24 protein-coding genes are annotated in these 23,567 nt (G+C 73.8%); 16 read left to right on the forward strand and 8 right to left on the reverse strand.

What is annotated here, in order from left to right:
- Positions 1 to 8 precede the first annotated feature (8 nt).
- Both I8N68_RS28730 and I8N68_RS28735 read left to right on the forward strand, forming a co-directional pair.
- On the forward strand, positions 9 to 224 hold the full coding sequence (locus I8N68_RS28730; protein ID WP_200215742.1) for a DUF433 domain-containing protein: 216 nt from the start codon (positions 9 to 11) through the stop codon (positions 222 to 224).
- A gap of 60 nt (positions 225 to 284) precedes the next feature.
- The gene (locus I8N68_RS28735) at positions 285 to 791 is read left to right on the forward strand and encodes an Lrp/AsnC family transcriptional regulator (RefSeq protein ID WP_200215744.1); all 507 of its coding nucleotides are present in this window, start codon (positions 285 to 287) and stop codon (positions 789 to 791) included.
- Here I8N68_RS28735 and I8N68_RS28740 read toward each other — a convergent pair.
- Entirely contained in the window at positions 721 to 1,332 is a 612-nt protein-coding gene (locus tag I8N68_RS28740; protein WP_200215746.1) for a histidine phosphatase family protein, read from the reverse strand. The two genes, I8N68_RS28735 and I8N68_RS28740, sit on opposite strands and share 71 nt — an antisense overlap.
- 172 nt (positions 1,333 to 1,504) lie before the next feature.
- Here I8N68_RS28740 and I8N68_RS28745 point away from each other — a divergent pair, with 172 nt between their 5' ends.
- Positions 1,505 to 1,690 carry a CsbD family protein gene (locus tag I8N68_RS28745; protein ID WP_200215749.1) on the forward strand — a complete coding sequence of 62 codons (186 nt, stop codon included), beginning with the start codon at positions 1,505 to 1,507 and terminating at the stop codon, positions 1,688 to 1,690.
- A 150-nt stretch (positions 1,691 to 1,840) separates the two neighbouring features.
- Positions 1,841 to 2,173 carry a YnfA family protein gene (locus I8N68_RS28750; protein ID WP_200215750.1) on the forward strand — a complete coding sequence of 111 codons (333 nt, stop codon included), beginning with the start codon at positions 1,841 to 1,843 and terminating at the stop codon, positions 2,171 to 2,173.
- 78 nt (positions 2,174 to 2,251) lie between these two features.
- Here the strand turns inward: I8N68_RS28750 and I8N68_RS28755 are convergent, their stop codons facing one another.
- Positions 2,252 to 3,658, reverse strand: coding sequence for a KamA family radical SAM protein (locus tag I8N68_RS28755; RefSeq protein WP_200215752.1), 1,407 nt, complete (start codon positions 3,656 to 3,658; stop codon positions 2,252 to 2,254).
- Between the two features lie 142 nt (positions 3,659 to 3,800).
- On the opposite strand from I8N68_RS28755, the gene kdd reads away from it, so the two are divergent.
- The 6 genes from kdd (at position 3,801) to I8N68_RS28785 (ending at position 10,564) form a co-directional block, all read left to right on the forward strand.
- On the forward strand, positions 3,801 to 4,862 hold the full coding sequence (gene kdd / locus I8N68_RS28760; protein ID WP_504739826.1) for an L-erythro-3,5-diaminohexanoate dehydrogenase: 1,062 nt from the start codon (positions 3,801 to 3,803) through the stop codon (positions 4,860 to 4,862).
- A 5-nt stretch (positions 4,863 to 4,867) separates the two neighbouring features.
- Complete coding sequence (locus tag I8N68_RS28765) at positions 4,868 to 6,439, forward strand: amidohydrolase (RefSeq protein ID WP_200215754.1); 1,572 nt, start codon at positions 4,868 to 4,870, stop codon at positions 6,437 to 6,439.
- 66 nt (positions 6,440 to 6,505) lie between these two features.
- Positions 6,506 to 8,068, forward strand: a complete 1,563-nt coding sequence (gene kamD / locus I8N68_RS28770; protein WP_200215756.1) for a lysine 5,6-aminomutase subunit alpha — start codon at positions 6,506 to 6,508, stop codon at positions 8,066 to 8,068.
- Positions 8,065 to 8,844: a lysine 5,6-aminomutase subunit beta gene (kamE, locus tag I8N68_RS28775; protein WP_200215762.1), complete on the forward strand. Its 780-nt coding sequence runs from the start codon at positions 8,065 to 8,067 to the stop codon at positions 8,842 to 8,844. Before kamD ends, kamE begins: the two co-directional genes overlap by 4 nt.
- On the forward strand, positions 8,841 to 9,233 hold the full coding sequence (gene kal / locus I8N68_RS28780; RefSeq protein ID WP_200215764.1) for a 3-aminobutyryl-CoA ammonia lyase: 393 nt from the start codon (positions 8,841 to 8,843) through the stop codon (positions 9,231 to 9,233). Before kamE ends, kal begins: the two co-directional genes overlap by 4 nt.
- Entirely contained in the window at positions 9,230 to 10,564 is a 1,335-nt protein-coding gene (locus I8N68_RS28785; RefSeq protein ID WP_200215766.1) for a glutamate mutase L, read from the forward strand. The genes kal and I8N68_RS28785 overlap by 4 nt, the downstream gene beginning before the upstream one ends.
- A 721-nt stretch (positions 10,565 to 11,285) precedes the next feature.
- Here I8N68_RS28785 and I8N68_RS28790 read toward each other — a convergent pair.
- From I8N68_RS28790 to I8N68_RS28800, 3 genes are all read right to left on the reverse strand, one after another.
- The gene (locus I8N68_RS28790) at positions 11,286 to 12,545 is read right to left on the reverse strand and encodes an MFS transporter (RefSeq protein WP_200215768.1); all 1,260 of its coding nucleotides are present in this window, start codon (positions 12,543 to 12,545) and stop codon (positions 11,286 to 11,288) included.
- Positions 12,542 to 13,261 (reverse strand): ArsR family transcriptional regulator, encoded by a 720-nt coding sequence (locus I8N68_RS28795; RefSeq protein WP_200215770.1) that lies wholly within the window; start codon positions 13,259 to 13,261, stop codon positions 12,542 to 12,544. The genes I8N68_RS28790 and I8N68_RS28795 overlap by 4 nt, the downstream gene beginning before the upstream one ends.
- 185 nt (positions 13,262 to 13,446) lie before the next feature.
- Positions 13,447 to 14,028 (reverse strand): helix-turn-helix domain-containing protein, encoded by a 582-nt coding sequence (locus I8N68_RS28800; protein WP_200215772.1) that lies wholly within the window; start codon positions 14,026 to 14,028, stop codon positions 13,447 to 13,449.
- Between the two features lie 74 nt (positions 14,029 to 14,102).
- Here I8N68_RS28800 and I8N68_RS28805 point away from each other — a divergent pair, with 74 nt between their 5' ends.
- The 4 genes from I8N68_RS28805 (at position 14,103) to I8N68_RS28820 (ending at position 18,849) form a co-directional block, all read left to right on the forward strand.
- On the forward strand, positions 14,103 to 15,683 hold the full coding sequence (locus tag I8N68_RS28805) for a bifunctional NAD(P)/FAD-dependent oxidoreductase/class I SAM-dependent methyltransferase (protein ID WP_200215774.1): 1,581 nt from the start codon (positions 14,103 to 14,105) through the stop codon (positions 15,681 to 15,683).
- Between the two features lie 141 nt (positions 15,684 to 15,824).
- Positions 15,825 to 17,429 (forward strand): apolipoprotein N-acyltransferase, encoded by a 1,605-nt coding sequence (lnt, locus tag I8N68_RS28810; RefSeq protein WP_200215815.1) that lies wholly within the window; start codon positions 15,825 to 15,827, stop codon positions 17,427 to 17,429.
- Positions 17,430 to 17,469: 40 nt separating this feature from the next.
- Positions 17,470 to 18,273, forward strand: coding sequence for a polyprenol monophosphomannose synthase (locus I8N68_RS28815; RefSeq protein ID WP_200215776.1), 804 nt, complete (start codon positions 17,470 to 17,472; stop codon positions 18,271 to 18,273).
- Between the two features lie 60 nt (positions 18,274 to 18,333).
- Positions 18,334 to 18,849 carry an FxsA family protein gene (locus I8N68_RS28820; protein WP_200215780.1) on the forward strand — a complete coding sequence of 172 codons (516 nt, stop codon included), beginning with the start codon at positions 18,334 to 18,336 and terminating at the stop codon, positions 18,847 to 18,849.
- A gap of 60 nt (positions 18,850 to 18,909) precedes the next feature.
- On the opposite strand, the gene I8N68_RS28825 is transcribed toward I8N68_RS28820, so the two are convergent.
- Complete coding sequence (locus I8N68_RS28825; RefSeq protein ID WP_200215782.1) at positions 18,910 to 19,251, reverse strand: RNA polymerase-binding protein RbpA; 342 nt, start codon at positions 19,249 to 19,251, stop codon at positions 18,910 to 18,912.
- Positions 19,252 to 19,501: 250 nt separating this feature from the next.
- Here I8N68_RS28825 and I8N68_RS28830 point away from each other — a divergent pair, with 250 nt between their 5' ends.
- Positions 19,502 to 20,983 (forward strand): peptide MFS transporter, encoded by a 1,482-nt coding sequence (locus tag I8N68_RS28830; protein WP_200215785.1) that lies wholly within the window; start codon positions 19,502 to 19,504, stop codon positions 20,981 to 20,983.
- A 12-nt stretch (positions 20,984 to 20,995) separates the two neighbouring features.
- Here the strand turns inward: I8N68_RS28830 and I8N68_RS28835 are convergent, their stop codons facing one another.
- Positions 20,996 to 21,586 (reverse strand): pyridoxamine 5'-phosphate oxidase family protein, encoded by a 591-nt coding sequence (locus tag I8N68_RS28835; RefSeq protein WP_200215788.1) that lies wholly within the window; start codon positions 21,584 to 21,586, stop codon positions 20,996 to 20,998.
- Positions 21,587 to 21,726: 140 nt separating this feature from the next.
- Positions 21,727 to 22,857 (reverse strand): coiled-coil domain-containing protein, encoded by a 1,131-nt coding sequence (locus I8N68_RS28840; protein ID WP_200215791.1) that lies wholly within the window; start codon positions 22,855 to 22,857, stop codon positions 21,727 to 21,729.
- A 200-nt stretch (positions 22,858 to 23,057) separates the two neighbouring features.
- Here I8N68_RS28840 and I8N68_RS28845 point away from each other — a divergent pair, with 200 nt between their 5' ends.
- On the forward strand, positions 23,058 to 23,567 hold the full coding sequence (locus tag I8N68_RS28845) for an NUDIX hydrolase (protein WP_200215793.1): 510 nt from the start codon (positions 23,058 to 23,060) through the stop codon (positions 23,565 to 23,567).

Consider the following 23,567-nt stretch of genomic DNA (forward strand, 5'->3'; position numbering starts at 1 on the left):
CTGTCGCGGTGACCTTCCCCCGGATCACCGTCGACGCCGAGGTCATGGGCGGCGCGCCCTGCGTGCGCCAGTCCCGGATCCCGGTCGCCACCCTGCTGGCCATGATGGCCGAGGGCATGTCCGTCACCGACATCCTGACCGACCTGCCGTTCCTCGACGAGGAGGACATGGCGGAGGTGCTGAACTACGCGGCGGACGCGGTGCGCGACCGCACGGCCCGCTGAGCGTCGCGCCCGGCGGGCCGGGTGCGGCGGTGCCGCAGTTTTCCAGGTAGGTTGCACCGCGTGGAGGAGATCGACCGCGCCATCGTCGCCGCGCTGACCGGGGACGGTCGGCTGTCGTACACGGACCTCGCCGAGAAGGTGGGGCTGTCGGTGTCGGCTGTGCACCAGCGGGTCCGCCGGCTGGAGCAGCGCGGCGTCATCAAGGGGTACGCCGCCCGCGTCTCGTTCGAGGCGCTGGACCTGCCGCTGACCGCGTTCGTGGCGATCCGGCCGTTCGATCCGTCCCAGCCGGACGACGCGCCGGAGCGGCTGGCCCACCTGCCGGAGATCGACTCCTGCTACTCGGTGGCGGGGGAGGACTTCTACCTGCTGCTGGTGCGGGTGGCCAGCCCGGCGGACCTGGAGCGGGTGCTCCAGGAGATTCGCACGTCGGCGAACGTCACCACCCGCACCACCGTGGTGCTCTCCACGCCGTACGAGAACCGGCCGCCGAAGATCAGTGCCGAACTCCCGGGCCGGGGTCGGTCCCGGGCGGCGGCGGAGACGGCTGGTTCCAACGCAGGATGACCTGCCGCCCGTGCTCGTGGCCGAGCACGCTGACGGTGGCGGTGTCCAGCCGCAGTCGGGCGCCGGCCGACGGCGGCAGGCCGATCCAGCGGGCGCCGAGCACCCGCAGGCTGTGGCCGTGGGCGACCAGGGCGACGTTGCCCCGGTCGAGCAGGGGAGCGACCCGGGCGAGCACCCGGTCCAGGCGTTCGCCGACCTGCGACGGTGACTCGCCGCCGGGGCAGCCGTCGGTCCAGAGGTTCCAGTCCGGACGGTCCTCCTGGATGTCCGCGGTGGTGCGTCCCTCGTACTCGCCGTAGTTCCACTCGGCCAGGTCGGGTTCGGCGGCGTCGACGTCGAGGCCGGCGAGGTGCGCGGTGCGCGTGGCCCGCTGCCGGGGGCTGGACAGCACCCGGACGAACCGCCGGCCGGCGAGCATCACGCCGAGCGCGCGGGCCTGTCGCTCGCCGTCGGGGGTGAGCGGCAGGTCGGTGTACGAGGTGTGCCGATGGCTGGCGGTCCAGGTCGTCTCGCCGTGCCGGATCAGCAGGATCTCTCCCATTGGTCCAGTTAACCAGCCGGCGCGCATCCCCGTTCACCTAGTGTCCTAGGACGCCCTACGGGTAGTGCCCGGCACCACCCAGGGAGCACCCGTTTCACCAACCAACAGCCGGGGACGCATCGACCGAGGGGCCGACCGGCCCCGGATGCCGCAGCAGCGGAGGGAGTCCTCGATGAGCTTCACCGATAAGGCGAAGAACAAGGCCCAGGAGCTGAGCGGAGTAGCCAAGGAGCGGATCGGCGACGCCACCGACAACGAACGATTGCGGGCGGAGGGCGCCACCGAGCAGAGCACGGCGCGGGCCCGACGGTCCGGCGAGCAGGCCGGCCGCGACGTCAAGGACGCCTTCAACAAGTGATCCGTTCGGCAACGGGCCCCCGGGATCCCGGGGGCCCGTTGCCGTGGTCCGGGCTTGCATCCGATTCCGCTCCACGTCGGCGGAGCGCGGCGTCGAGGTGCGGTGAACCATGGCGACCCGGTGCCCGTGCGGCGTCGGTAGGGTCACGCCGTGACGATCGCCCGGTCTCTGCTGCTGTTCGTGCTGGCCGCCCTGGCCGAGATCGGGGGAGCGTGGCTGGTCTGGCAGGGCTGGCGGGAGCACCGGGGGCTGTGGTGGGTCGCGGCGGGGGTGCTGGCGCTGGGGGCGTATGGGTTCGTGGCGACGTTTCAGCCCGACCCGCACTTCGGCCGGATCCTGGCCGCGTACGGGGGCGTGTTCGTGGCGGGGTCGCTGGCGTGGGGGGTGCTGGTGGACGGCTTCCGGCCGGACCGGTGGGATGTGGCGGGCGCGGTGATCTGCCTCATCGGGGTCGCGGTGATCATGTATGCGCCGCGCGGGTGACGCTGGCTCGGGACGGGGTGGAAACGCGTCACCCCCGCCGCCGGTGGTCGGCGTCGGGGGTGACGGGTTGCCGCTGGGTCAGTCGTTGCGGTGGTCGGCCCACCACTGCTGGCCGGAGGCGGGCAGGGTGTCGATCGGGTCGTAGTAGGCGTAGCGCTTGTTGAGCGCCTCCAGGTCGGCCGACTCGATGGAGGTGCGGTAGTTCTTGGTCCAGTACGAGATGCCGCGTTCGCGGTCGTACTCGGTGAGCATGTGCACCCAGCGCTTGCCGACGAAGGGGACGTCGCAGACGATCCGCGGGGTGGCGTAGCCGGGCAGGTAGCCCATGATGTCGTGCTGGAGCTGCTGGGCGTGCCAGACCGGGACCCGCCAGTGCTCGGCGTTGGGGATCATGTCGCACATGTAGAAGTAGTACGGCAGGATGCCCGCCTCGCCCTGCAGGGCGAAGCAGAGGTCGAGCAGGTCGGGGGCGGTGGCGTTGACGCCGCGCATGAGCACGCCCTGGTTGCGGACGTCGCGGACGCCGACGTCGAGGGCGGTCTGGGCGGCCTTGGCGACCAGCGGGGTGATCGACTGGGCGTGGTTGACGTGGGTGTGGATGGCCAGGTTGACGCCGCGCCGGCCGGCGGTGCGGGCGACCCGCTCGAGGCCCTCGACGACGTCGGCCTGGAGCCAGTGCTGCGGGAGGCCCATGAGGGCCTTGGTGGCGAGCCGGATGTCGCGGACGGTCTCGAGGTCCAGCAGCCGCATCAGGTACGACTCGAGGTTCTTCCAGGGGACGTTGGCCACGTCACCGCCGGAGACGACGACGTCGCGGACGCCGGGGTGGGCCTTGAGGTAGGCGATGTGGGCGTCGTACCGGTCGACGGGCTTGAGGGTGAGCTTGAGCTTGTCGACGGCGGGGGTGGAGTTGCCGACCAGGTCCATCCGGGTGCAGTGCCCGCAGTACTGCGGGCAGGTGGAGAGCAGTTCGGCGAGGACCTTGGTGGGGTAGCGGTGGGTGAGGCCCTCGGCGACCCACATGTCGTGCTCGTGGAGGCTGTCGCGGCTGGCGTAGGGGTGGGAGGGCCAGTCGGTGCGCCGGTCGGAGGCGACGGGGATCATGTAGCGCCGGATGGGGTCGGCGAGGAACGCCTCGGTGGTCATCGGCGCGAACGGCACCATCGTGTTGATCATTTGTGGCGGCACCAGCATGGACATGGTGGCCAGGGCCTTCTGGTCGGCCTCGAGGTCGGCGTAGAAGGTCTCGTCGACGGTGTCGCCGAGCACGGTGCGTAGCTGCTTGATGTTCTTGACGCAGTTGACCCGCTGCCACTGGGCGTTCTCCCACTGTTCGCGGGTGACGTGGCGCCAGCCGGGGAATCGGGTCCAGTCGGGTTCGACCAGGGGGCTGCGGCGGTATTCGTACGGCTGCCCGGCGGTCGGCACCGCGACCGGGGCGTGACGGGGCTGAGGAATGGTCTCAACCGGTTGGGTCTGGGTCACGGCCCCTCCTGACGGGTGGTGCGGTTGATCAGCGATCCCGAAGGCTACTGGAAAATATCCGGTGAAGAAATTAGTCTGCCGGAAGTTTTCCCGCTACGCGAGTCCTGACCGGGGCTTCGAGCGGCTGACGGAGGGGGTTGGCGTGACGTCACCGGTGGGTCTGCACCGCGTCGTGGAGCCGGCGGGAGTGCTGCCGCAGGCGGCGTGGCGGCTGGACGCCGACCCGCGGGTCGGCGCGAACGAGGTCCGCATCCGGGTGGAGCGGCTGAACCTGGACGCCGCGAGTTTCCGGCAGTTGTCGGAGAAGCACGGCGGGGACGGGGAGAAGGTCCGCGCGGAGGTGCTGGAGATCATCTCGACCCGGGGGAAGATGCAGAACCCGGTGACCGGGTCCGGTGGCATGCTGATCGGCACCGTGGAGGAGGCCGGCCGTCGCTCCCCGCTGGGGCTGAAGGCGGGCGACCGGGTGGCCACCCTGGTATCGCTGACCCTGACCCCGCTGCGGATCCTCGACGGGCTGGCCCGCTGGGACGGGCGCAGCGAGCAGGTGCCTTGCGACGGATACGCGATGCTGTTCGCCCGGTCGATCGCCGCGGTGCTGCCGGCCGACCTGCACCCGGAGTTGTCGCTGGCGGTGCTGGACGTGTGTGGCGCGCCGGCGCTGACCGCCCGGGTGGTGGCCGAGCACGTGGCGCGCCGGCAGCGCGCGGGGGACCCGCGGCCGGTGACCGTGGCGGTGATCGGCGGCGCCGGTAAGAGCGGGTCGCTGTCGCTGGCCGCGGCGCGGCGGGCGGGCGCCGGTCGTACGGTCGGGGTGGTGCCGGTGGCGGCGGAGCGGGACGCGCTGGAGCGCGCCGGGCTGGCGTCGGTGGTCGCGTTGGCCGATGCCCGGGACCCGGTGGCCCTGTCGACGGCGGTGACCACCGCGCTGGGTGCCCCCGTGGATGTGACGGTGGTCTGCGTGGACGTGCGGGGCTGCGAGCACGGCGCGGTGCTGGCCACCGAGGACGGCGGCACGGTGATCTTCTTCTCGATGGCGACGAGCTTCGCGGCGGCGGCGTTGGGCGCGGAGGGCCTGGCGGCGGACGTGACGATGCTGGTGGGCAACGGGTACGTGCCGGGGCACGCGGAGCTGGCGTTGGAGCTGCTGCGCTCCGAGCCGGGGGTGCGTGGTCTCTTCGAGTCCCGGCTGGCGGCAGACTGAGAGCCATGACGAACCCCTCGACCTTGTACCGCGGCGGTGTGCTGCACTGTCCCGCCGACCCGAGCGCGACGGCGTTGCTGGTGCGCGGCGGCCGGATCGCCTGGCTGGGCGCGGCCGCGGACGCGCCGGCCGCCGACCGGGTGGTGGACCTCGACGGCGCGCTGGTGACGCCGGCGTTCGTGGACGCGCACGTGCACGCCACGGACACCGGGCTGGCCCTGGCGGGGCTGGACCTGGTGGCGGTGCGGTCGGCCGGTGAGCTGCTGGAGGCGGTGTCGGCGTTCGCGGCGGGCCTGCCGGCCGACGCGGTGGTGCTGGGGCACGGCTGGGACGAGTCGAACTGGTCGGATCAGGCCCTGCCGGACGCGGCGGCGCTGGACCGGGCGGCCGGGGGTCGGCGGGTGTACCTGTCGCAGGCGTCGATCCATTCGGCGCTGGTGTCGGCGGCGCTGCTGGCGGCCTGTCCGGAGGCGGCGGGCGCCCCCGGGTACGACCCGTCGGGGTGGCTGCGGCGCGACGCCCACCACGTGGTGCGGGCGGCGGCGCTGGGCTCGGTGTCGGCGGCGCAGCGGGTGGCGGCGCAGCGGACGGCGTTGCGGCACGCGGCGTCGCTGGGTATCGCCGCGGTGCACGAGTGCGGCGGGCCGGGCACGTCGGACGAGTCGGATTTCACCGGCCTGTTGGCGATCTCCGGCGACGGGGTGCCGGAGGTGTACGGGTACTGGGGTGAGCTGCTCGGCGCGGCGAAGGCGCGGGAACTGGGCGCGGTCGGCGCCGGTGGTGACCTGTACGCGGACGGGGCGTTGGGGTCGCGGACGGCGCACGTGTCGGCGGCGTACCTCGACGGTGAGCCGGGCGGCTGCGGGCACGGCTACGTCACCGCGGAGCAGGTGCGCGACCATCTGCTGGACTGTGCGGCGCACGGCCTGCAGGGTGGCTTCCACGCCATCGGTGACGCGGCGATCGGCACGGTGCTGGCGGGGTTCGCCGGGGCGGCGGAGAAGCTGGGCACCGACCGGGTGCGGGCGGCCCGGCACCGGGTCGAGCATGCGGAGATCATGAGTAAGCGGCTGATCGCCGGGTTCGTGGAGTACGGGATCGTGGCGAGCATGCAGCCGGCGTTCGACCGGTTGTGGGGCGGCGCGGGCCGGATGTACGAGTCGCGGTTGGGGCTTTCCCGGTCGTTGGAGTCCAACCCGATGGGTGCCATGCATTCGGTCGGGGTGGCGTTGGCGTTCGGGTCGGATTCGCCGGTGACGCCGCTGGACCCGTGGGGTTCGGTGCGGGCGGCGGCGGCGCACCACAATCCGACGCAGCGGATGAGCGTGCGGGCGGCGTTCGCCGCGCACAGCCGCGGCGGGTGGCGGGCGGTGCACCTGGACAACGAGGGTGTGCTGGCCCTGGGGGCGCCGGCGACGTTCGCGGTGTGGTCCACCCCGGCCGGGGTGGATCGGGGACTGCCGGTGCTGCTGGCCGAGGACCCGGAGCTGCGGGGTCCGGCGGACCCGACGCCGCTGCCGGTGTGCCGGGCCACGGTGCTGCGGGGTGACGTGATCTATGAGGAAGGGTCTTCGTGAGCGAGCGAACCATCGGTACGGCACGGCGGCGCGTCGCGCCGGCACCGAGCGAAGCGAGGTGACGGCGTGACGGGCAAGCTTGAGCTGGACCCGGCGTTGGTGGCGCGGGCGCGGGAGTTGGCGCGCCGGGCCGGGCAGCCGGTGGTGGATCTGGCGCGCAGCCACACCACGGTGTCGGTGGAGCGGGCGGTGCTGCGGCTGGCGGGGGTGACCGGGGCCGACCCGGACGGCATCCCGTGGGTCAATCGCCTGGTCGACGCGGTGGTCGCCGACGTGGGCCTGGGGCACGGGGTGGCGGCGCCGGTGTTCGAGGCGCTCGACCGCGAGGGCGTCACCGACGTGACGTTGCTGGCGCAGAAGGCCGCCGCCGGGTCGGTGCGGTTCAGCCAGCCCACCGGCAAGGCCGCCACGGCGGCGCGCCGGGCCGCGCGGCGGGCGGTGGCCGCCGGGATCCGGCAGGTCGACCGGCGTCGGGCCGAGCGGGACCGGCTGGTGAAGCGGTACGGGGATCCGAAGCAGCGGCCGTGGATCTACCTGATCGTGGCCACCGGGGACATCTACGAGGACATCCCGCAGGCGCAGGCCGCGGCCCGCGCCGGCGCGGACGTCATCGCGGTGATCCGGTCGACGGGGCAGTCGCTGCTGGACTACGTGCCGGAGGGCGCCACCCGGGAGGGCTTCGCCGGCACGTACGCCACGCAGGAGAACTTCCGGCTGATGCGGGCGGCGCTGGACGAGTCGTCGAGGGAGCTGGGCCGGTACGTGCGGCTGACGAACTACGCGTCGGGTCTGTGCATGCCGGAGATGGCGGCCCTGGCCGGTCTGGAGCGGCTGGACATGATGCTCAACGACTCGATGTACGGCATCCTGTTCCGCGACATCAACCCGATCCGCACGTTCGTCGACCAGCGGTTTTCCCGGCAGGTCCACGCCCGGGCGGGGATCATCATCAACACCGGTGAGGACAACTACCTGACCACCGCCGACGCCGTCGACGAGGCGCACACGGTGACCGTGTCGCAGCTGCTCAACGAGTACTTCGCGCACGAGGCCGGGCTGGCCGACTGGCAGCTGGGCCTGGGGCACGCGTTCGAGATCAACCCGGACGTGCCGGAGTCGTTCCGGCTCGAGCTGGCGCACGCGCTGCTGGCCCGGGAGCTGTTCCCCGATGCGCCGCTGAAGTGGATGCCGCCGACGAAGCACATGACCGGTGACGTGTTCCGCGGCAACCTCCTCGACGGGTTCTTCAACCTGGTCGGCACCATGACCGGGCAGGGCATCCTGCTGGTCGGCATGATGACCGAGGCGGTGGTCACGCCGTGGCTGTCCGATCGGGACATCGCCCTGCAGAACGTCCGGTACGTGCTCAACGCCGCCGGTGGGTTGCACGAGGACTTCGTGCCGGCGCCGGGCGGGTTCATCCAGCAGCGCGCCAACCGGGTGCTCGGCGAGGCCCTCGACCTGCTGGAGCGCATCGGCGACCAGTCGCTGTTGACGGCGATCGCCGAGGGCACGTTCGGCATCATGAAGCGGCCCGCGGACCGGGGCAAGGGCCTCGACGGCGTCGCCCGGCACGAGGCCGACTACTACAACCCGGCTACCGAGATCCTGGAAGGGCCGGCCGCATGAGCGCTGCGCAGACGGGCGCCGCCGGCGCCGACAAGACGATCGTCCGGCCGTACGGGGACACCACCGGCGACGGCATGGTGCAGGTGTCGTTCACCCTGCCGGTGCCGCACGACAAGCGCGCCGAGGGCGCGGCGGTGCAGCTGGCCAACAGGATGGGCATCGACCCGGCGATGCTGGTGCACGCCAAGCCCATCGGTGAGGGGTTCACCTTCTTCGTGGTGTACGGGCGGGTGAACCATCTGGTGGACCTCTCCGCGGTGCAGGTGGTGGAGCGGGACTTCCCGCTGCTGTCGGCCAAGGAGGTCAACGCGGTGGTGAAGCAGCAGTTGCGGCGAAAGCTGTCCGTGGTGGGGGCGTGCATCGGCACCGACGCGCACACCGTCGGCATCGACGCGATCCTCAACGTCAAGGGCATCGCCGGGGAGAAGGGCCTGGAGTACTACCGGGAGCTGAAGGTCACCAACCTGGGCGCGCAGGTCAGCGTCCCGGAGCTGGTGGAGGCCGCCCGGGCGGAGAAGGCCGACGCGGTGCTGGTGTCGCAGGTCGTCACCCAGCGCGACGCGCACCTGCACAACACCCGGGAGATGTCCGCGGCGTTCCGCGAGGCGCTGCCGGCGGGGAAGCGGCCGCTGCTGATCGTCGGCGGGCCGCGGTTCGACGAGTCGATGACCGGCGAGCTGGGCGTGGACCGGATCTTCGGCCGCGGCACCACCCCCGGTGAGGTCGCCAGCTACCTGGTGCACGCGTTGATCACGAGCAAGAAGGTGAAGGCATGAGCGATTCCCGGGTCGGGCTGACCGTCACCCACCGCCGGTACGTGCCGTACTCCCACGCCCACTACGCGGGCAACCTGGTCGACGGGGCGTACGCCCTGGGGCTGTTCGGGGACGTCGCCACGGAGGTGTGCATCCGCACCGACGGCGACGAGGGGTTGTTCGCCTCCTACTCCGACGTGCAGTTCAAGGCCCCCATGAAGGCCGGGGACGTCCTCGAGGTGAGCGCCACGGTGACCCGGGTGGGCACCCGCAGCCGCACCATCGACTTCGCCGCGCGGGTGGTGTGTCGGGGTCGGCCCGACAAGGGCGAGTCGGCCGCCGAGGTCCTCGCCGAGCCGATCGTGGCGGTCACCGCGACCGGCACGGTGGTCGTACCGCCGGCGGCGTGAACGTCGCCGTCTGCGCCGACGTCGGGTCCACGTACACCAAGGCGGCGGTGGTGGACCTCGACGGCGGCGCGCTGGTCGCGGCGGCGTCCGCGCCCACCACGGTCGGCACGGACGTGCTGCGGGGCCTGGACAGCGCCGTCGGCGCGGCCACCGCCGGGCTCGGTGTCGGCGACGCGCCGTGGTACGTCTGCTCGTCCGCCGGCGGCGGCCTGCGGCTGGCGGTCGTCGGCTACGAGCCGCTGGTCACCGCGCAGGCCGGCCGGCGGGTCGGCCTGTCCGCCGGGGCGAACGTGGTGCACGTGGCCGCCGGGCGGCTCGGCGCGGCCGAGCTGGCCGCGTTGCGCGCCGCCCGCCCCGACGTGGTGCTGCTGGTCGGCGGCACCGACGGCGGCGACGCCGACACGCTGACCCACAACGCGACCCGGCTGGCGAAGGCCCGCTGGCGGGTGCCGGTGGTCCTCGCCGGCAACGCCGACGCCCGCGCCGACCTGCGTGCCGTGCTGGCCGCCGCGAACGTGCCGGTGACCGTGGCCGACAACGTGCTGCCCCGCATCGGGGTGCTCGCCCCCGCCTCCGCGCGGGCGGCGATCCGGGAGGTGTTCCTGCGGCACGTCATCGGCGGCAAACGGCTCTCCCGGGGCACCCGCTTCGCCCGCCTGGTGCGGGCGGCCACCCCGGACGCGGTGCTCACCGGGGTGGAGGTCCTCGCCGACGCCCTCGGCGGTGACCTGGCCGTCGTCGACGTGGGCGGCGCGACCACCGACGTGTACTCGGTGCTCACCCCCGACGAGCGGGACAGCGGGCCGGGTCGGGAGGTCGCCGGCACCCTGTGGCGGGCCCGCACCGTCGAGGGTGATCTGGGCATGCGGTGGAGCGCCCCCGGCGTGGTCCGCGCCGCCGCCGAGGAACGCCTGCTCACCCCCGCCGAGCAGGAATCGCTGGCCGCCGCGGCGGCGGTGCGCGCCGCCGATCCGGCGCTGCTGCCCGGCGGCGCCGAGGACCGGGCGACCGACGCCCGCATCGCGGCGCTCGCCGCCACGGTGGCGCTGCGCCGGCACGCCCGCGGCGCCGCCACCGGGGAACGCGCCGGGCGGGACCTGCGCGACGTGCGGCTGCTCGTCGGCTCCGGCGGGGTGCTGCGGCACGCCGCCCCCGCCGACGCCGCCGGGGTGCTCGACGCCGTGCTGACCGACCACGCCGGCGGGTGGCCCCTGCCGCGGGCCGCCCGGCCCATCGTCGACGTCGACTACGTGCTCGCCGCCGGCGGACTGCTCGCCGCGGAGCATCCGGCGGCGGCGCGGGATCTGCTGCGGCGGCACCTCGACCGGTGACCGCGCGTCGCGCCGGGACGCCGGACCGCCACGCATCGAGACGCGCCGACGCGACACGCCGTGGCGCAACACACGACAGGCCCGGGTGGGTTGACAGCGGCGGGGGTCCACGCCGTACCGTCTTTGAGTCCTACCACGGGAAGCGGCTGTTGTTCGCTTCGTCCCTTCGTCCGCTGGCCGAGCGACACTTATGCACCTCGTCGCGGCGGCCAGGTCCAGCGGGCGGGGGTCGGCGGGGCGGCGCGAACCGGCCGCGGTTACCGGTGTACGGGCAGGGTGAAAGGCACGGCCAGTAGACAACGGCCAGGCGGGGGCAGCCAGTCCACGTCGGGTCGGTCCGAAGGTCGGCGTCGATCACTCTCGCCCCACCGGCCGGGAAGGGCCTGGGAGCATCGGGGCGCGGCGCGAGCCGCGCCCCGATTTCGTCGGTCCACGGAGTATCACGGCCTGGCCGTGGGCGCGCTACGCCGCGACCGCCGCGACGTCGACGGCGAACTGCTGGCCAAGACCTACCCACCACGAGAACGTGCAGTTCTACGGCAACCCACTGCGTCGACATCGACGGCGAACTCGCCCAGCTCGACGCTGACGGCTACCGGCCGCTGCGGCTGCCAAACTGGCGGCGCGAGGTTGACGCTCCTGAGCGATAAGGGATCCGGTTGTGAGCGAGGGTGACAGGTTGTAGCCGTTCGCCCCTGGGTTCGCGCCGGTGACGCCGTAGTCAGCCCGGCACAGCGACCGGGGCGGTGGTTGGAGCCGGCCGGTTCATCAGCCGCCAGGTGTGCCTGCGGATCAGGGGGTCAAGGGTGACCAGCAGATACGCCGTTCCCACGATGAGGATGCCGCCGGTGGCGCCGAGCGTGGACGCGAGCACGCCGCCGACGAGCCCGCCGAGCGGGATACCGGCCCACGCCAGGCCGCCGACCGCGCCGAGGACACGCGCCCGCAGGTCGGCTGGGATGCGTTCGAACTCCGCAGCGGACAGCAATGGGTTGATGGCCCCGATCAGCACCCCGCCGACGAGCGCGACGCCCGCGATGACGGGCAGTCCGACGGGCAGCGCCAGCACGAAGATCCGCGGGACGGCACCGAGCAGGAAGGCCACGGCGTACGTGCGCCACCGCGGCAATCGGGCGCCGTACACCGACACGAGCAGCGACCCTACGAAAGCTCCGGCGCTCACCGCGCCGAACACAAGCCCGACTGGTGCAGCGTCATCAAAACGCTCGGCCGCCCACACCGGGATCAGCACCGCCGTCATTGCCTGGTCGAGCAGGTTGGTCAGCAGCACCATCGCGACGATCGCCCGTAGCAGCGGATCACGCCGGACGAAGCGCAGCCCGGCCCCGAGGTCGGCGAGGTAGCCGCCGACACCGGTGCGGTGGCCCACCTCGGCCGGGTCGGGTTCGGCCCGCCGGACCCGGACCAGTGTCGCCACCAGCGCGGCGGCGAGCAGGAAGCTGGCCGCGTCCAGCGCGATGACCGCGGGAGCGCCGACCAGAGCGATCAGCACTGCGCCCAACGGCGCCCCGATCAGCGACCCGAGGCGCTGCACGCTGTCGGCCAGCCCGGCGGCACGCTCGTTACTCCAGCCGGCGGCGGCCGCGACATCGGGCACCATCGCGTACTTCGCGTTATCCGACGGCCCGCGGAACAGCCCGACCACCCCGACCAGCACGAGCAGGACTGGAAAGGCGAGCAGGCCAGCGGCGTACAGCAGGGGCACCACGCCGAGCACGAGCCCGGCGATCAGGTCACCGCCGCCGCTGGCCATCCGCGGCCCCACGCGGTCGATCAGCGGTCCGCCGAGTACGCGCGCCGCGACCAGGGCGCCCATCTCCACGAACGCGGTGACGCCGGTCAGAAGGGCGTCGCCGGTGGTCTGCAGCACGAACCAGGGCACCGCCACAACCGACATCCGGGTCCCGGTGACCGAGACCGCCTCGGCGATGAGCAGCCCGTACGCGGACCGCCGCCTCACGGTCGGTCCCCGCCCACTGCGTCGGAGGGTTCATCGGCTGTGGTGCCGGACGATTCAGTACCCGCGTTGACGGGCCCGCCGACGGACGCGGTTCGCGTAGCCAACAGTGCGTCCAGTTGGCCGCGCCGGGGGAAGATCTGGAACTGCGTGGTCATCGCGACGCGTTCCGATCCGTCACTGGCCCGGTCCGCCGCCCGGTCCCGATACCGCACCAGCAGGGCCATCACGTCGTCGGCGAGTTCCTGCGCCTCGGCGGCGCTGAGGCTGACCGTGAGGTCGCTCATGCTGGCCGCCCGTACCCACTCCTGCGGCCAGTCGGCCAGCTCGGTGATGGACCGCTCGACGTTCTCCGCGTACATCCGCGCGACCGTGCGCAGGTACGCCTCGCCGAGTTCACGCTCCGGCGCGTCCCGGTCGGGAGCGTCGAACCAGGTCGAGCGATGCACGGCGCGCCAGAAGCGTTCCCGGCCGCGGCCCAGCTCGGGCGCGTCGGTGACGAAGCCGTGAGCGGCCAGTGTGCGGAGGTGGTAGCTGGTCGCTGCGCTGGACTCACCGAGTCGGGAGGCCAACTGGGTGGCGGTCTGCGGTCCTTCATGGCGCAGCGAGCCGAGCAACCGCAGGCGCAGTGGATGGGCTACACCGCGTAGCGTCCGTGCGTCGAGAACTACGTCCTGCGTGGAGTCGTACCCAGGCTTGTGCGGATCCTCGGTCGTCATCATGCCAAGATAACTATGCAAAGGATTCGTTGCAACGGGTTGTTGGCATGGTCTGAGTCGCGACTGCGGACCGTTCGATCGAGACGCTTCGTAGAAGTAGCCGACGGCCGCACCCCGGTAGCCGCTGGCGCCGGCGCCCCGGGATCAACACGTACGTCGTCGCGCCACCGGGTCCGACAGGCGGCTCAGCTGCCGGCCGGGCGGGCCCGTACGTGCAGCCGCTCACCCTGCGGGCCGAACAGGGTGAGCAGCTCCGCCGGGTGCGGATCGGGGTTGGCGACCGCGTGCGGCAGTCGGGTGTCGAACTCGGCGACCTCGCCGGGGCTCAGCAGCAGGTCATGCTCGGCCAGCAGCAGCCGGACCCGCCCGGACAGCACGTACAGCCACTCGTAGCCCTCGTGGGTCTGCTGTTCCGGCTCGGCGGGAGTGTGCGGCGGCAGGATCTGCTTGAACGCCTGCAGGCCGCCCGGACGGCGGGTCAGCGGCAGGAACGTGATGCCGTGGCGGACGATGGGGCGCGGATGCACCCGAGGGTCACCGGTGGCGGGCGCGCCGACCAGCTCGTCCAGCGGCACCTGGTAGGCCCGGGCCAGGGGCAGCAGCAGCTCCAGGGTGGGCCGGCGGCCACCGGACTCCAGGCGCGACAGGGTGCTCACCGAGATGCCGGTGGTCTCGGCGAGTTGGGCGAGGGTGACGCCGCGGCGGGTCCGCAGCGCGCGCAGCCGGGGACCCACCGCGGCCAGCACCGCCGACTCCTCGTTTGCCATACCGGCAACATTACTTGCCGCAGCTGCCGGGCCGGGGCACGGTGGGCCCCGACGACGAAACGAGGGAGGCGACGATGCGCGACAGCTACGACGTGGTGGTGATCGGCGGAGGCGCGGCCGGGCTCGGCGGGGCGCTGACCCTGGCCCGCGCGCGGCGGTCCGTGCTGGTGGTGGACGCGGGACAGCCGCGCAACGCGCCCGCCGGACGGATGCACAACTACCTGGGCCGCGACGGCACCCCACCGGGCCAACTGCTGGCCGACGGCCGCGACGAGATCAGCCGGTACGGCGGCGAGTTCGTCGCCGCGACCGCCGAGGACGTGCGCCGCGACGGCGACGACTTTCTGGTCCGCCTCGACGACGGGCGGGCGGTGCGGGCCCGCCGGCTGCTGGTGACCACCGGGCTGGTCGACGAACTGCCGGACGTGCCCGGGCTGGCCGAGCGGTGGGGACACGACGTGCTGCACTGCCCGTACTGCCACGGCTGGGAGGTCCGCGACCAGCGCATCGGCGTGCTGGCCACCGGGCCGCTCGCGGTGCACCAGGCGCAGTTGTGGCGGCAGTGGAGCCGACACGTGACGCTGCTGCTGCACGGCCTGGCGAAGCCGGAGGGCGAGGAGGCCGAACGGCTGGCCGCCCGGGGCATCGCCGTCGTCGACGGCCCGGTCGCCGGACTGGCGGTGACCGGCGACGCGCTCACCGGGGTGCGGCTGGCCTCCGGCGAGGTCGTGGACCTCGACGCCGTGGTGGTGGCCGCCCGGCTCACCGCCCGCTCCGGGGTCCTGCGCTCGCTCGGGCTGAAGCCGGTCGACGTGGAGCTGGGCGGTCACGTCGTCGGCGCGCAGATTCCCGCCGACGCGACCGGCGCCACCGCCGTACCCGGGGTGTGGGTGGCGGGCAACGTCGCCGACGTGCGGGCGCAGGTGATCACGGCCGCGGCGGCCGGACTCAACGCCGCCGCGGCGATCAACGCCGACCTGATCGCCGCGGACACCGACGACGCGGTCGTCCGCTACCGGCACGATGCGCACCGGATGTTCGAACGGGCCGCCTGGGAGGAGCGCTACCAGGCGCGGCCGGCGCTGTGGAGCGGACGGCCCAATCCGCAGCTGGTGACCGAGGCCGCCGAGCTGGCACCCGGGCGGGCGCTGGACGTGGGCTGCGGCGAGGGCGCGGACGCCATCTGGCTCGCCGAGCGGGGCTGGCAGGTCACCGGGGTCGACATCGCCGAGACCGCGCTGCGACGGGCCGCGGACCACGCCGCCGCAGCCGGTGCGGACGTCGCCGGGCGGATCACCTGGACCCGGGCGGACCTGCGCGAGCAGCCGCCCGCGGCCGGCCGGTACGACCTGGTGTCGGCGCAGTTCATGCAGCTGCCGCCCGACGCGCGGCGGGCGTTGTTCGCCCGGCTGGCCGACGCGGTGGCGCCCGGCGGGACCCTGCTGATCGTTGGGCACCACCCGTCGGACCTGCGCACCAGCGCGCACCGCCAGCACTTCCCGGACATGATGTTCACCGCCGAGGAGGTGGCCGCCTCGCTCGACCCCGGGCAGTGGCAGGTGGGCGCGGCCGAGACCCGGCCGCGAGCCGCGGTGGACCCGGACGGCCGGGACATCACCATCCACGACGCCGTGCTGGTGGCCCGCCGCCGCTGAGGGCCGACGCCCGGGGGAGCGGCCGCCTCTCCCGGCCGGGCGGAAGGCCGCGGCGGGCCGGCGCCCGGCCGCACCCGGCCGCGGCGGCGGTGGACCGCCCCGGCCGGGTAGCCTTCGGCGCGTGATCGTGGTGAGGTGCCGGTGACGACGCTCGACCGGGAAGACACGCGTGCCACCGACGGGGCACGCGAGGGCGGACACGCGCGTCCGCTGCCGCTGAAAGTGGCCGCGCCGATGGCCATCGTGGCCGGGCTGGCGCTGCTGGGCGCGTTTCCCCCGTACGGGCTGTGGCCGCTCGCGCCGGTCGGCGTGGCACTGCTGGCCGCCGCGACGCACCGGCGGCGGCTGCGCGCCGGCGCCGGGCTGGGCTTCCTGACCGGGGTGGCCCTGTTCGCGCCGCTGCTGGAATGGACGAACCTGCACACCGGCTACCTGCCGTGGGTGCTGCTGTCCCTGCTGCAGGCCGGCTACCTGGCCCTGCTCGGCGCGGCCACCGCCTGGGTGACACCCCTGGTGCAGCGGCACCGGTGGGCGTGGCCGGTGGTGACCGGGCTGCTGTGGGTGGGGCAGGAGGCGCTGCGGGACCGCACCCCGTTCGGTGGGTTCCCGTGGGGGCGGCTCGCGTTCAGCCAGGACTCCTCGCCGCTGCTGCCGCTGGCCGCGCTCGGCGGCGCCCCGCTGGTCACCTTCGCCGTCGCGCTCGCCGGCGGGCTGCTGGTCGCCCTCGGCTGGCGCGACTGGCGCCACCAGGCCGGGCAGTGGCGGCCGGTGGCCGGGCTGCTCGCCGCGCTGGCCGTCGTCCTCGGCGCCGGCTCGGCCGTGCCGGTCGGCGTGCGCGGCGGCGGCGACCGCGTCACGGTGGCCATCGTGCAGGGCAACGTGCCCCGGCTGGGCCTGGACTTCAACGCCCAACGCCAGGCCGTGCTCAACAACCACGTCGACGCCACGCTGACCCTCGCCGCGCAGGTCGCCGCCGGCGCGCAGCGCCGCCCCGACCTGGTGGTGTGGCCGGAGAACTCCAGCGACATCGACCCGCTGCGCAACCCCGGCGCCGGGGACCGGATCTCCCAGGCCGCCGATGCCATCGGCGCGCCGATCCTGGTCGGCGCCGTGCTGCTCGGTCCGGGCGTCGGGCAGGTCCGCAACGCGGGCCTGCTGTGGCGCCCCGGCAGCGGCGCCGACCTCGACCAGCTGTACACCAAGCGGCACCCGGTGCCGTTCGCCGAGTACGTCCCGCTGCGCGCGATCGCCCGCAAGATCAGCGCCGAGGTCGACCGGGTCCGCTCCGACTTCGTCGCCGGCACCAGCCCCGGCGTGCTCGACCCGGGGCCGGCGGTGCTCGGCGACGTGATCTGCTTCGAGGTCGCCTACGACGGCATCGTCCGGGACACCGTCACCGGCGGCGCGCAGCTGCTGGTGGTGCAGACCAACAACGCGACCTTCGACGTCGCCGAGGCCCGCCAGCAGCTGGCCATGGTGCGGCTGCGGGCGGTCGAGCACGGCCGGTCCGCGCTGATGGCCTCCACCGTCGGGGTGTCCGGGTTCGTTACCCCGGACGGGCGGGTAGACGGTGCGACCGGATTCAACACCGCGGCCGTGGTGGTCCGGCAGATGCAGCTCGGGGACGGTCGTACGGTGGCCACCCGGGTGGGGGTGTGGCCCGAGCTGGCCCTCGCCGCGCTCGCCGTCGCGGCCCTTGCCGGCGCGGCGGTACTGCGCCGCCGCCGGGAGGACGCCCCCGGCTAGGACGACGGGAGCCGGTACGTCGGCGGAAGGCGGTAGCACGGTGGGCGAGGCAGCCGACGGTCGTACGGTCGGCCATCCCGGGGTGGGGCGGGTCCTCGTGGTCATCCCCACCTACAACGAGGCCGACAACGTGACCCGGATCGTGGCCCGGGTCCGCGAGGCCGCGCCCGGGGTGGAGATCCTCGTCGCCGACGACAACAGCCCCGACGGCACCGGTGCGATCGCTGAAACCCTCGCCCGCATCGACCCTCAGGTGCACGTGCTGCACCGCGAGGGCAAGGAAGGGCTCGGCGCGGCCTACCTGGCCGGTTTCGCCTGGGCCCGGCGGCGCGGCTACGACGCCGTGGTGGAGATGGACGCCGACGGCTCGCACGCCCCGGAGGACCTCCCGGCGCTGCTGGACGCCGCCCGCGACGCCGACGTGGTGATCGGCTCCCGGTGGACGCGCGGGGCGCGGGTGGTGAACTGGCCCCTGCGCCGGCTGCTGCTGTCGCGCTGCGGCAACCTGTACGCGCGGCTCGCGCTGCGCATGCCCGTCTCCGACGCGACCGGCGGCTACCGGGTGTACCGGTCGACGGCGCTGGACGCGATCGACCTGGCGTCGGTCTCCTCCCGGGGGTACGCCTTCCAGGTGGAGCTGTCCCGGCTGGCGCACCGCGCCGGGGTGCGGATGGTCGAGGTGCCGATCACCTTCGCCGAGCGGGAGCACGGCGACAGCAAGATGAGCCCGCTGATCGTGGCCGAGGCGCTGTGGCGGATCACCGGGTGGGCGGTGCAGGACCGGCGTACGGCGGTGCGGCGGGGCCTGTACGGCACCGCCGACGGTCAGGTCCGGTGGCCCTGAGCGGTGTCGTGTCATGCTGGACAGGGCGGGTTTCCGGCCGCCCCAGGCAGATGAGGTGACATGCGCCGAGGACTGAGGTTCGTACCGCCGGCCCTGCTGCTGCTCGCGGTGCTGGAGCTGACGGTGTTCGTGCTGGTGGGCCGGGGGATCGGGTTCGGTGCCGCGGTGCTGCTGGTGTTCGCGGCGTCCCTGCTCGGGCTGGTGCTGTTGCGCCGCGAGGGGATGCGCGCGTGGCGGGGCTTCCGGGCCGCCGTCGAGTCCCGGCAGCCGCCGGGCCCGCAGGTGACCGACGGGCTGGTGGGGCTGGCGGGGGCGTTGCTGCTGGCGACGCCGGGGCTGCTCAGCGGTGTGGTCGGGCTGTTGCTGCTGGTGCCGCCGCTGCGCCGGCTCGCCCGCGTCGGCGTGCAGCGTGCCGCGGAGCGCCGGGTGTCGTCGATGGTCGCCGGTGACCTGTTCGGCCCGCGCCGGGTCCGGGTGCGTCGGGGCGCGCCGCGGCACGAGCCGGCGCCCCCGCAGCCGGTGACCGACCCGGGTCGGGCCATCGAGGGTGAGATCATCGAGCCCGGCCGGTCCTGAACCAGGCATGACGAAGCGCCCCCGGGAGAAACTCCCGGGGGCGCTTCGGCGTTTGGTGGCTCAGGCGCGGCCGCGGCGGGTGCGGACCTCCTGCAGCCGCTCGGCCAGGATGTCCTCCAGCTCCGCGATGGAGCGGCGCTCCAGCAGCATGTCCCAGTGCGTACGCGGCGGCTTGGCCTTCTTCTGCTCAGGCTCGTTGCCGTCGACCAGCCGGGCGACGCTGCCGTCGAACTTGCACTCCCAGGTCATCGGGACCTCGGCGTCCACGGCGAACGGCACCTCGAACTGGTGGCCCTTGGCGCACAGGTACTCGCGGGTCTGCCGCGGCGCGAGCTCGGTGTTGCGATCGGATTCATAGCTCACCGCGCCCAGGCGGCTTCCGCGCAGCATACGGTCGCCCATGATCGACTTCCCCTCGTTCGTGGTGCTGGTCTACACGTGTAACGGTCCGTCGCCGCCGAGGCATTCCCGCCCGGGTGGGTGATCCGGCCCCGCGACCCCTGCAAGGGTAGCCGGCCATGACCGGAACCCGGCGGGGTCGTCCCCGGCCGGGTCGAAACGGTGGAGTGTTTCTGCCGTCAAAGGGGATGTTAGCCGCCCGAGGCGGCCGGCAGCGCGGGTGTCAGCCGTGCCAGGTGTGCGGGAGGTGACGATGACCAGTGACGCGCCGGTCGAGGCCCGGCCGCCCGGCGGGAAGACCTTCTTCGGTCACCCGCGGGCGCTGTCGACGCTGTTCCTCACCGAGATGTGGGAACGGTTCAGCTTCTATGGCATGCGGGCGATCCTGGTGCTCTACCTCACCGCTTCGGTCGCCGACGACGGCCTGGCCATCCGGGAGTCCACCGCCAACGCCGTGTACGGCACCTACAACGCGATGGTGTACCTGATGGCGCTGCCCGGCGGTTGGGTCGCCGACCGGCTGATCGGGGCCCGGCGCAGCGTGCTGTGGGGTGGCGTGGTCATCGCGGCCGGCCACTACGTGATGGCGATCCCGGCCCGGTGGACCGTCTTCGCCGGGATGGCGCTGATCGTGCTCGGCACCGGGCTGCTCAAACCCAACATCTCGACCATGGTCGGTGACCTGTACGACCGGGACTCCCCGCGCCGCGACGCCGGGTTCTCCATCTTCTACATGGGCATCAACCTGGGGGCGTTCATCGCGCCACTGGTCACCGGCTTCCTCGGCGAGAAGATCAACTGGCACCTGGGCTTCGGCGCCGCCGCGATCGGCATGACCTTCGGGGTGGCGCAGTACGTCCTGGGCCGGCGCAACCTCGGCGAGGCCGGCGCCCGACCCGTCGACCCGCTGCTCGGCGCGGACCGGCGCCGGGCGCTGACCCGCATCGGCCTGGTCACCCTGGCGGTGCTGGTGCTGCTCGCCGTCCTCGCCCTGGCCGGGCTGTTCACCGTCAACAGCGTGGTGAACCTGCTCACCATCGTCACCGTGCTGGTGACCATCGGCTACTTCGCCCGGATCCTCACCGACCAGGAGATCAGCGGAACCGAGCGCAGCCGGATGAAGGCGTACCTGTGGCTGTTCGTCTTCGCCGCGGCGTTCTGGCTGATCTACGACCAGGCCGGGTCGGTGCTGAACATCTTCGCCGCCGACAAGACCGACCGGGACGTGCTCGGGTTCACCTTCCCGGCGTCCTGGCTGCAGTCGGTCAACCCGATCCTGATCATCATCGGCGCGCCGCTGGCCGCCTGGCTGTGGCTGCGCCTCGGGCACCGGGTCTCCACCCCGGTGAAGTTCGGCGTCGGTCTGGTCCTCAACGGACTGTCGTTCGTGCTGATGGCCGCCGCCGCCCAGGCCGCCGTGGGCGGTGACCTGGTCTCCCCGTGGTGGCTGGTGGCCGTGTACGCCATCCAGGTCGCCGGCGAGCTGTCCCTGAGCCCGGTGGGCCTGTCGGCCACCACCAAGCTCGCCCCGGTCAAGTACGCCAGCCAGATGCTGGGCCTGTGGTTCCTCGCCACCGCCGTCGGTGACGCGATCGGCGGTCAGGTGGCGCGGCTGGCCGAGTCGTGGCCCGAGCCGACGTACTTCCTCACCTTCGGCCTGGCGTCGGTGGCGCTGGGCCTCGGCGCGCTGATGTTCGCCCGGCAGATCCGGCAGTTGATGGCCGGCATCCACTGACCGGCCCGGCCGTCACACCATCGGGGTCGGCGGTAGCGGTAGCGGCAGCCCGGGCAGCCCGTCGATGCTGGTCGCCACATGCTCCTTGCCGGCGAAGTACGCGCTCAGCGACGCGTCGTCCTCGCGGGCGAAACGCCTGCCGTGCAGGTCGCGGTCGGCCTCGTAGGCCATCAGCGGCACCGCGTAGCCGCAGGTGTCGCGGATCAGCTCGGCGTGGACCACCACGATCGCCCGCAGGCCGTGCACGCTGGCGTCGACGTCGGGGAAGAGCCGGAACAGCCCGGCCCAGCGGGGATCGTCGCGGAACACCGGCTCGCCCCGCCCGTGCACCCGCACAATGTTCGGCGGGCCGGAGAAGGCGCACCACATCAGCGTGATCCGGCCGTTCTCCCGCAGGTGGGCGATCGTCTCGGCGTTGCTGCCGGCGAAATCCAGGTAGGCGACCGTGCGGTCGTCGACCACGGCGAGACAGCCGCGCAGGCCCTTCGGGGACAGGTTGATCGTGCCGTCGCCGGCCAGCGGCGCGGTGGCGGTGAAGAACATCGGCTGCTCCTCGATGAAGGAGCGGAGCCGGCCGTCGATGCGTTCGTACGTCTTTCCCACCCCGGCATCATCGCCGCCGGCGGGGGCGTTCCGCTGTCCCGTCCCAGCCTGCGGTGACGTGCGGGCGATCACTCCCGGCGGGTGCCCCGGTGACCGCGTGGGGGTGGCGAGGCGAGGCCGACCGGGTGGCGGCGTGGGTGTCAGGCGTTGTCCGGTTGGCGGGAGCTGAGCCGGGCCAACGCGCCGGCGAGGTCGCTGACCTGGTCGGCGAGCTGCGCGGCCCGCCGCTGGGCCAGGTCCCGGTCGGCCTCGGCGGACTCCAGCCGTACGGTCAGCTCCGCCAGCCGGGCCTGGACGGCGGCGGCGGCCTCGCGCGCGCCGGCCAGCTCGGCCGCCAGGCCGTCCCGCTCACCCGTCCGGCCCGCCAGCTCCGCGCCGATTGCGGCGGCCGCCGCCACGGCCTCCTGTCGTGCGGCCTCCGCCCGGCCCCGGGCGTCGTCCGCCTGCCGCCGAACGTTGTCGGCCTCGGCGGCGTCCGCGCGGGCCCGCGCCGCCTCGGCCCGGGCGGCGTCGGCCTCCGCGCGGGCCTGCGTGGCCTCCGCGCGCAGCCGCTCGGCCCGCTCCAGGGCCGCACCGGCCGAGCGGGTGGCCCGCTCGGCGTCCCCCCGCGCGGCATCCCGCTCGGCGGTCAGGTCGGTCAGCCGGCGCCGTTCGCCCGCCAGCTCCGACCGGACGGTACGCAGCTCGGCGCGGGCGGCGTCGCGGTCCCGTTCGGCCTGCACCCGCAGCGCCTGCGCCGCGCTGGCCTCCCGCCGGGCCTCGTCCCGAGCCGTCTCGGCCTGCTCCGCCCGCCCGACGGCGCGGCCGGCCTCCTCGCCGGCCCGCTCCGCCCGTTCCCGGGCCGCATCCCGGTCGGCGGCGGCCGCGCGGGCCTCCTGCCGGGCGCGGACCGCCGCCGCGGCGGCGTCCTCGGCGTCGCGGCGGGCCTCGTCCCGCTCGGTGTGCGCGGCCGCCACCTGGGCGGCCGCCTCGGCGCGCAGCTGCGCGAGCTGCCGTTCCACCCCGGCGGGGGAGAGCTCCGCGTGCAGCGCCTCGGTGAGGGTGTCCACGATCTGGTCGAGCCGGTCCACCGCCTCCCACGTGCGGGCGACCTGGCCGGGCAGGCCCGGGGAGTTGCGGTGGCGCATCCGGGAGTTGCGCGACGCCCGCTGGCAGGCGCCGTCGTTGTCCCGGCAGTACCGGAACGGCCGGCCCGCACCGGCGCGCTGCGGCACCTCCCGTCCACAGTGGGCGCAGGGGCGGGTGTCGGCGGGGGTGGCCTGGACGTCCATCGAGCGCGAAGTCTAGTGGTGGGCCGGTCCGGGTCAGCCTTCGGCGCTGGCCCTGGCCCTGCCCCGGCACGCGCCCGCGCCGGCCGACCGGCTGGTGCGGCGTACCGTCGCGGCGCGGATCGCCGCCGGTGACCTGGATGGCACCGTTGGCCGGCACCATGGTCCGGCGCCACCACGACACCGGCCGGTAGGGTGCCGGGGTGCCCCTCTCGCCGTACATCGCGCGGATGCGCAAGCTCATCGGCCACGATCTGCTCCTGCTGCCCGGCGTGACGGCCGTCGTGCGCGACGACGCCGGGCGGCTGCTGCTGGCCCGCCGCGGTGACAACGGCCGATGGTCGCTGCCCGCCGGGGTGGTCGACCCGGGCGAGCAGCCGGCCGACGCCGTGCTGCGGGAGGTCTTCGAGGAGACCGGGGTGCGGGTCGAGATCGAACGCGTCGGCGGCGTCGCCACCCATCCGGTGGTCTACCCCAACGGCGACGCCTGTGAATATCTCAACGTCTGGTTCCGCTGCCGCCCGGTCGGTGGGACGGCCACCGCGGACGGCGAGGAGTCCCTCGAGGTCGGCTGGTTCCACCCCGACGGCCTGCCCGAGCTGGACGACTGGTCACGGCTGCGGATCGACACCACCATCGGCGAGGACGCCCCCACCTGGCACGCCCGGCCGGGCGAGCGGCACCCCGCGCTGGGGCAGCCCGACGCGCTCTGA

The organism is Micromonospora coerulea (assembly GCF_016598485.1).
Lineage (GTDB): Bacteria > Actinomycetota > Actinomycetes > Mycobacteriales > Micromonosporaceae > Micromonospora > Micromonospora coerulea.

Coding starts and splice junctions, on each gene's coding strand:
- I8N68_RS28740 (WP_200215746.1), bottom strand. CDS start 1,332: ATGGGAGAGATCCTGCTGATCCGGCACGGCGAGACGACCTGGACCGCC.
- I8N68_RS28745 (WP_200215749.1), top strand. CDS start 1,505: ATGAGCTTCACCGATAAGGCGAAGAACAAGGCCCAGGAGCTGAGCGGA.
- I8N68_RS28765 (WP_200215754.1), top strand. CDS start 4,868: ATGACGAACCCCTCGACCTTGTACCGCGGCGGTGTGCTGCACTGTCCC.
- kamE (WP_200215762.1), top strand. CDS start 8,065: ATGAGCGCTGCGCAGACGGGCGCCGCCGGCGCCGACAAGACGATCGTC.
- kal (WP_200215764.1), top strand. CDS start 8,841: ATGAGCGATTCCCGGGTCGGGCTGACCGTCACCCACCGCCGGTACGTG.
- I8N68_RS28795 (WP_200215770.1), bottom strand. CDS start 13,261: ATGACGACCGAGGATCCGCACAAGCCTGGGTACGACTCCACGCAGGAC.
- I8N68_RS28800 (WP_200215772.1), bottom strand. CDS start 14,028: ATGGCAAACGAGGAGTCGGCGGTGCTGGCCGCGGTGGGTCCCCGGCTG.
- I8N68_RS28805 (WP_200215774.1), top strand. CDS start 14,103: ATGCGCGACAGCTACGACGTGGTGGTGATCGGCGGAGGCGCGGCCGGG.
- I8N68_RS28820 (WP_200215780.1), top strand. CDS start 18,334: ATGCGCCGAGGACTGAGGTTCGTACCGCCGGCCCTGCTGCTGCTCGCG.
- I8N68_RS28825 (WP_200215782.1), bottom strand. CDS start 19,251: ATGGGCGACCGTATGCTGCGCGGAAGCCGCCTGGGCGCGGTGAGCTAT.
- I8N68_RS28830 (WP_200215785.1), top strand. CDS start 19,502: ATGACCAGTGACGCGCCGGTCGAGGCCCGGCCGCCCGGCGGGAAGACC.
- I8N68_RS28840 (WP_200215791.1), bottom strand. CDS start 22,857: ATGGACGTCCAGGCCACCCCCGCCGACACCCGCCCCTGCGCCCACTGT.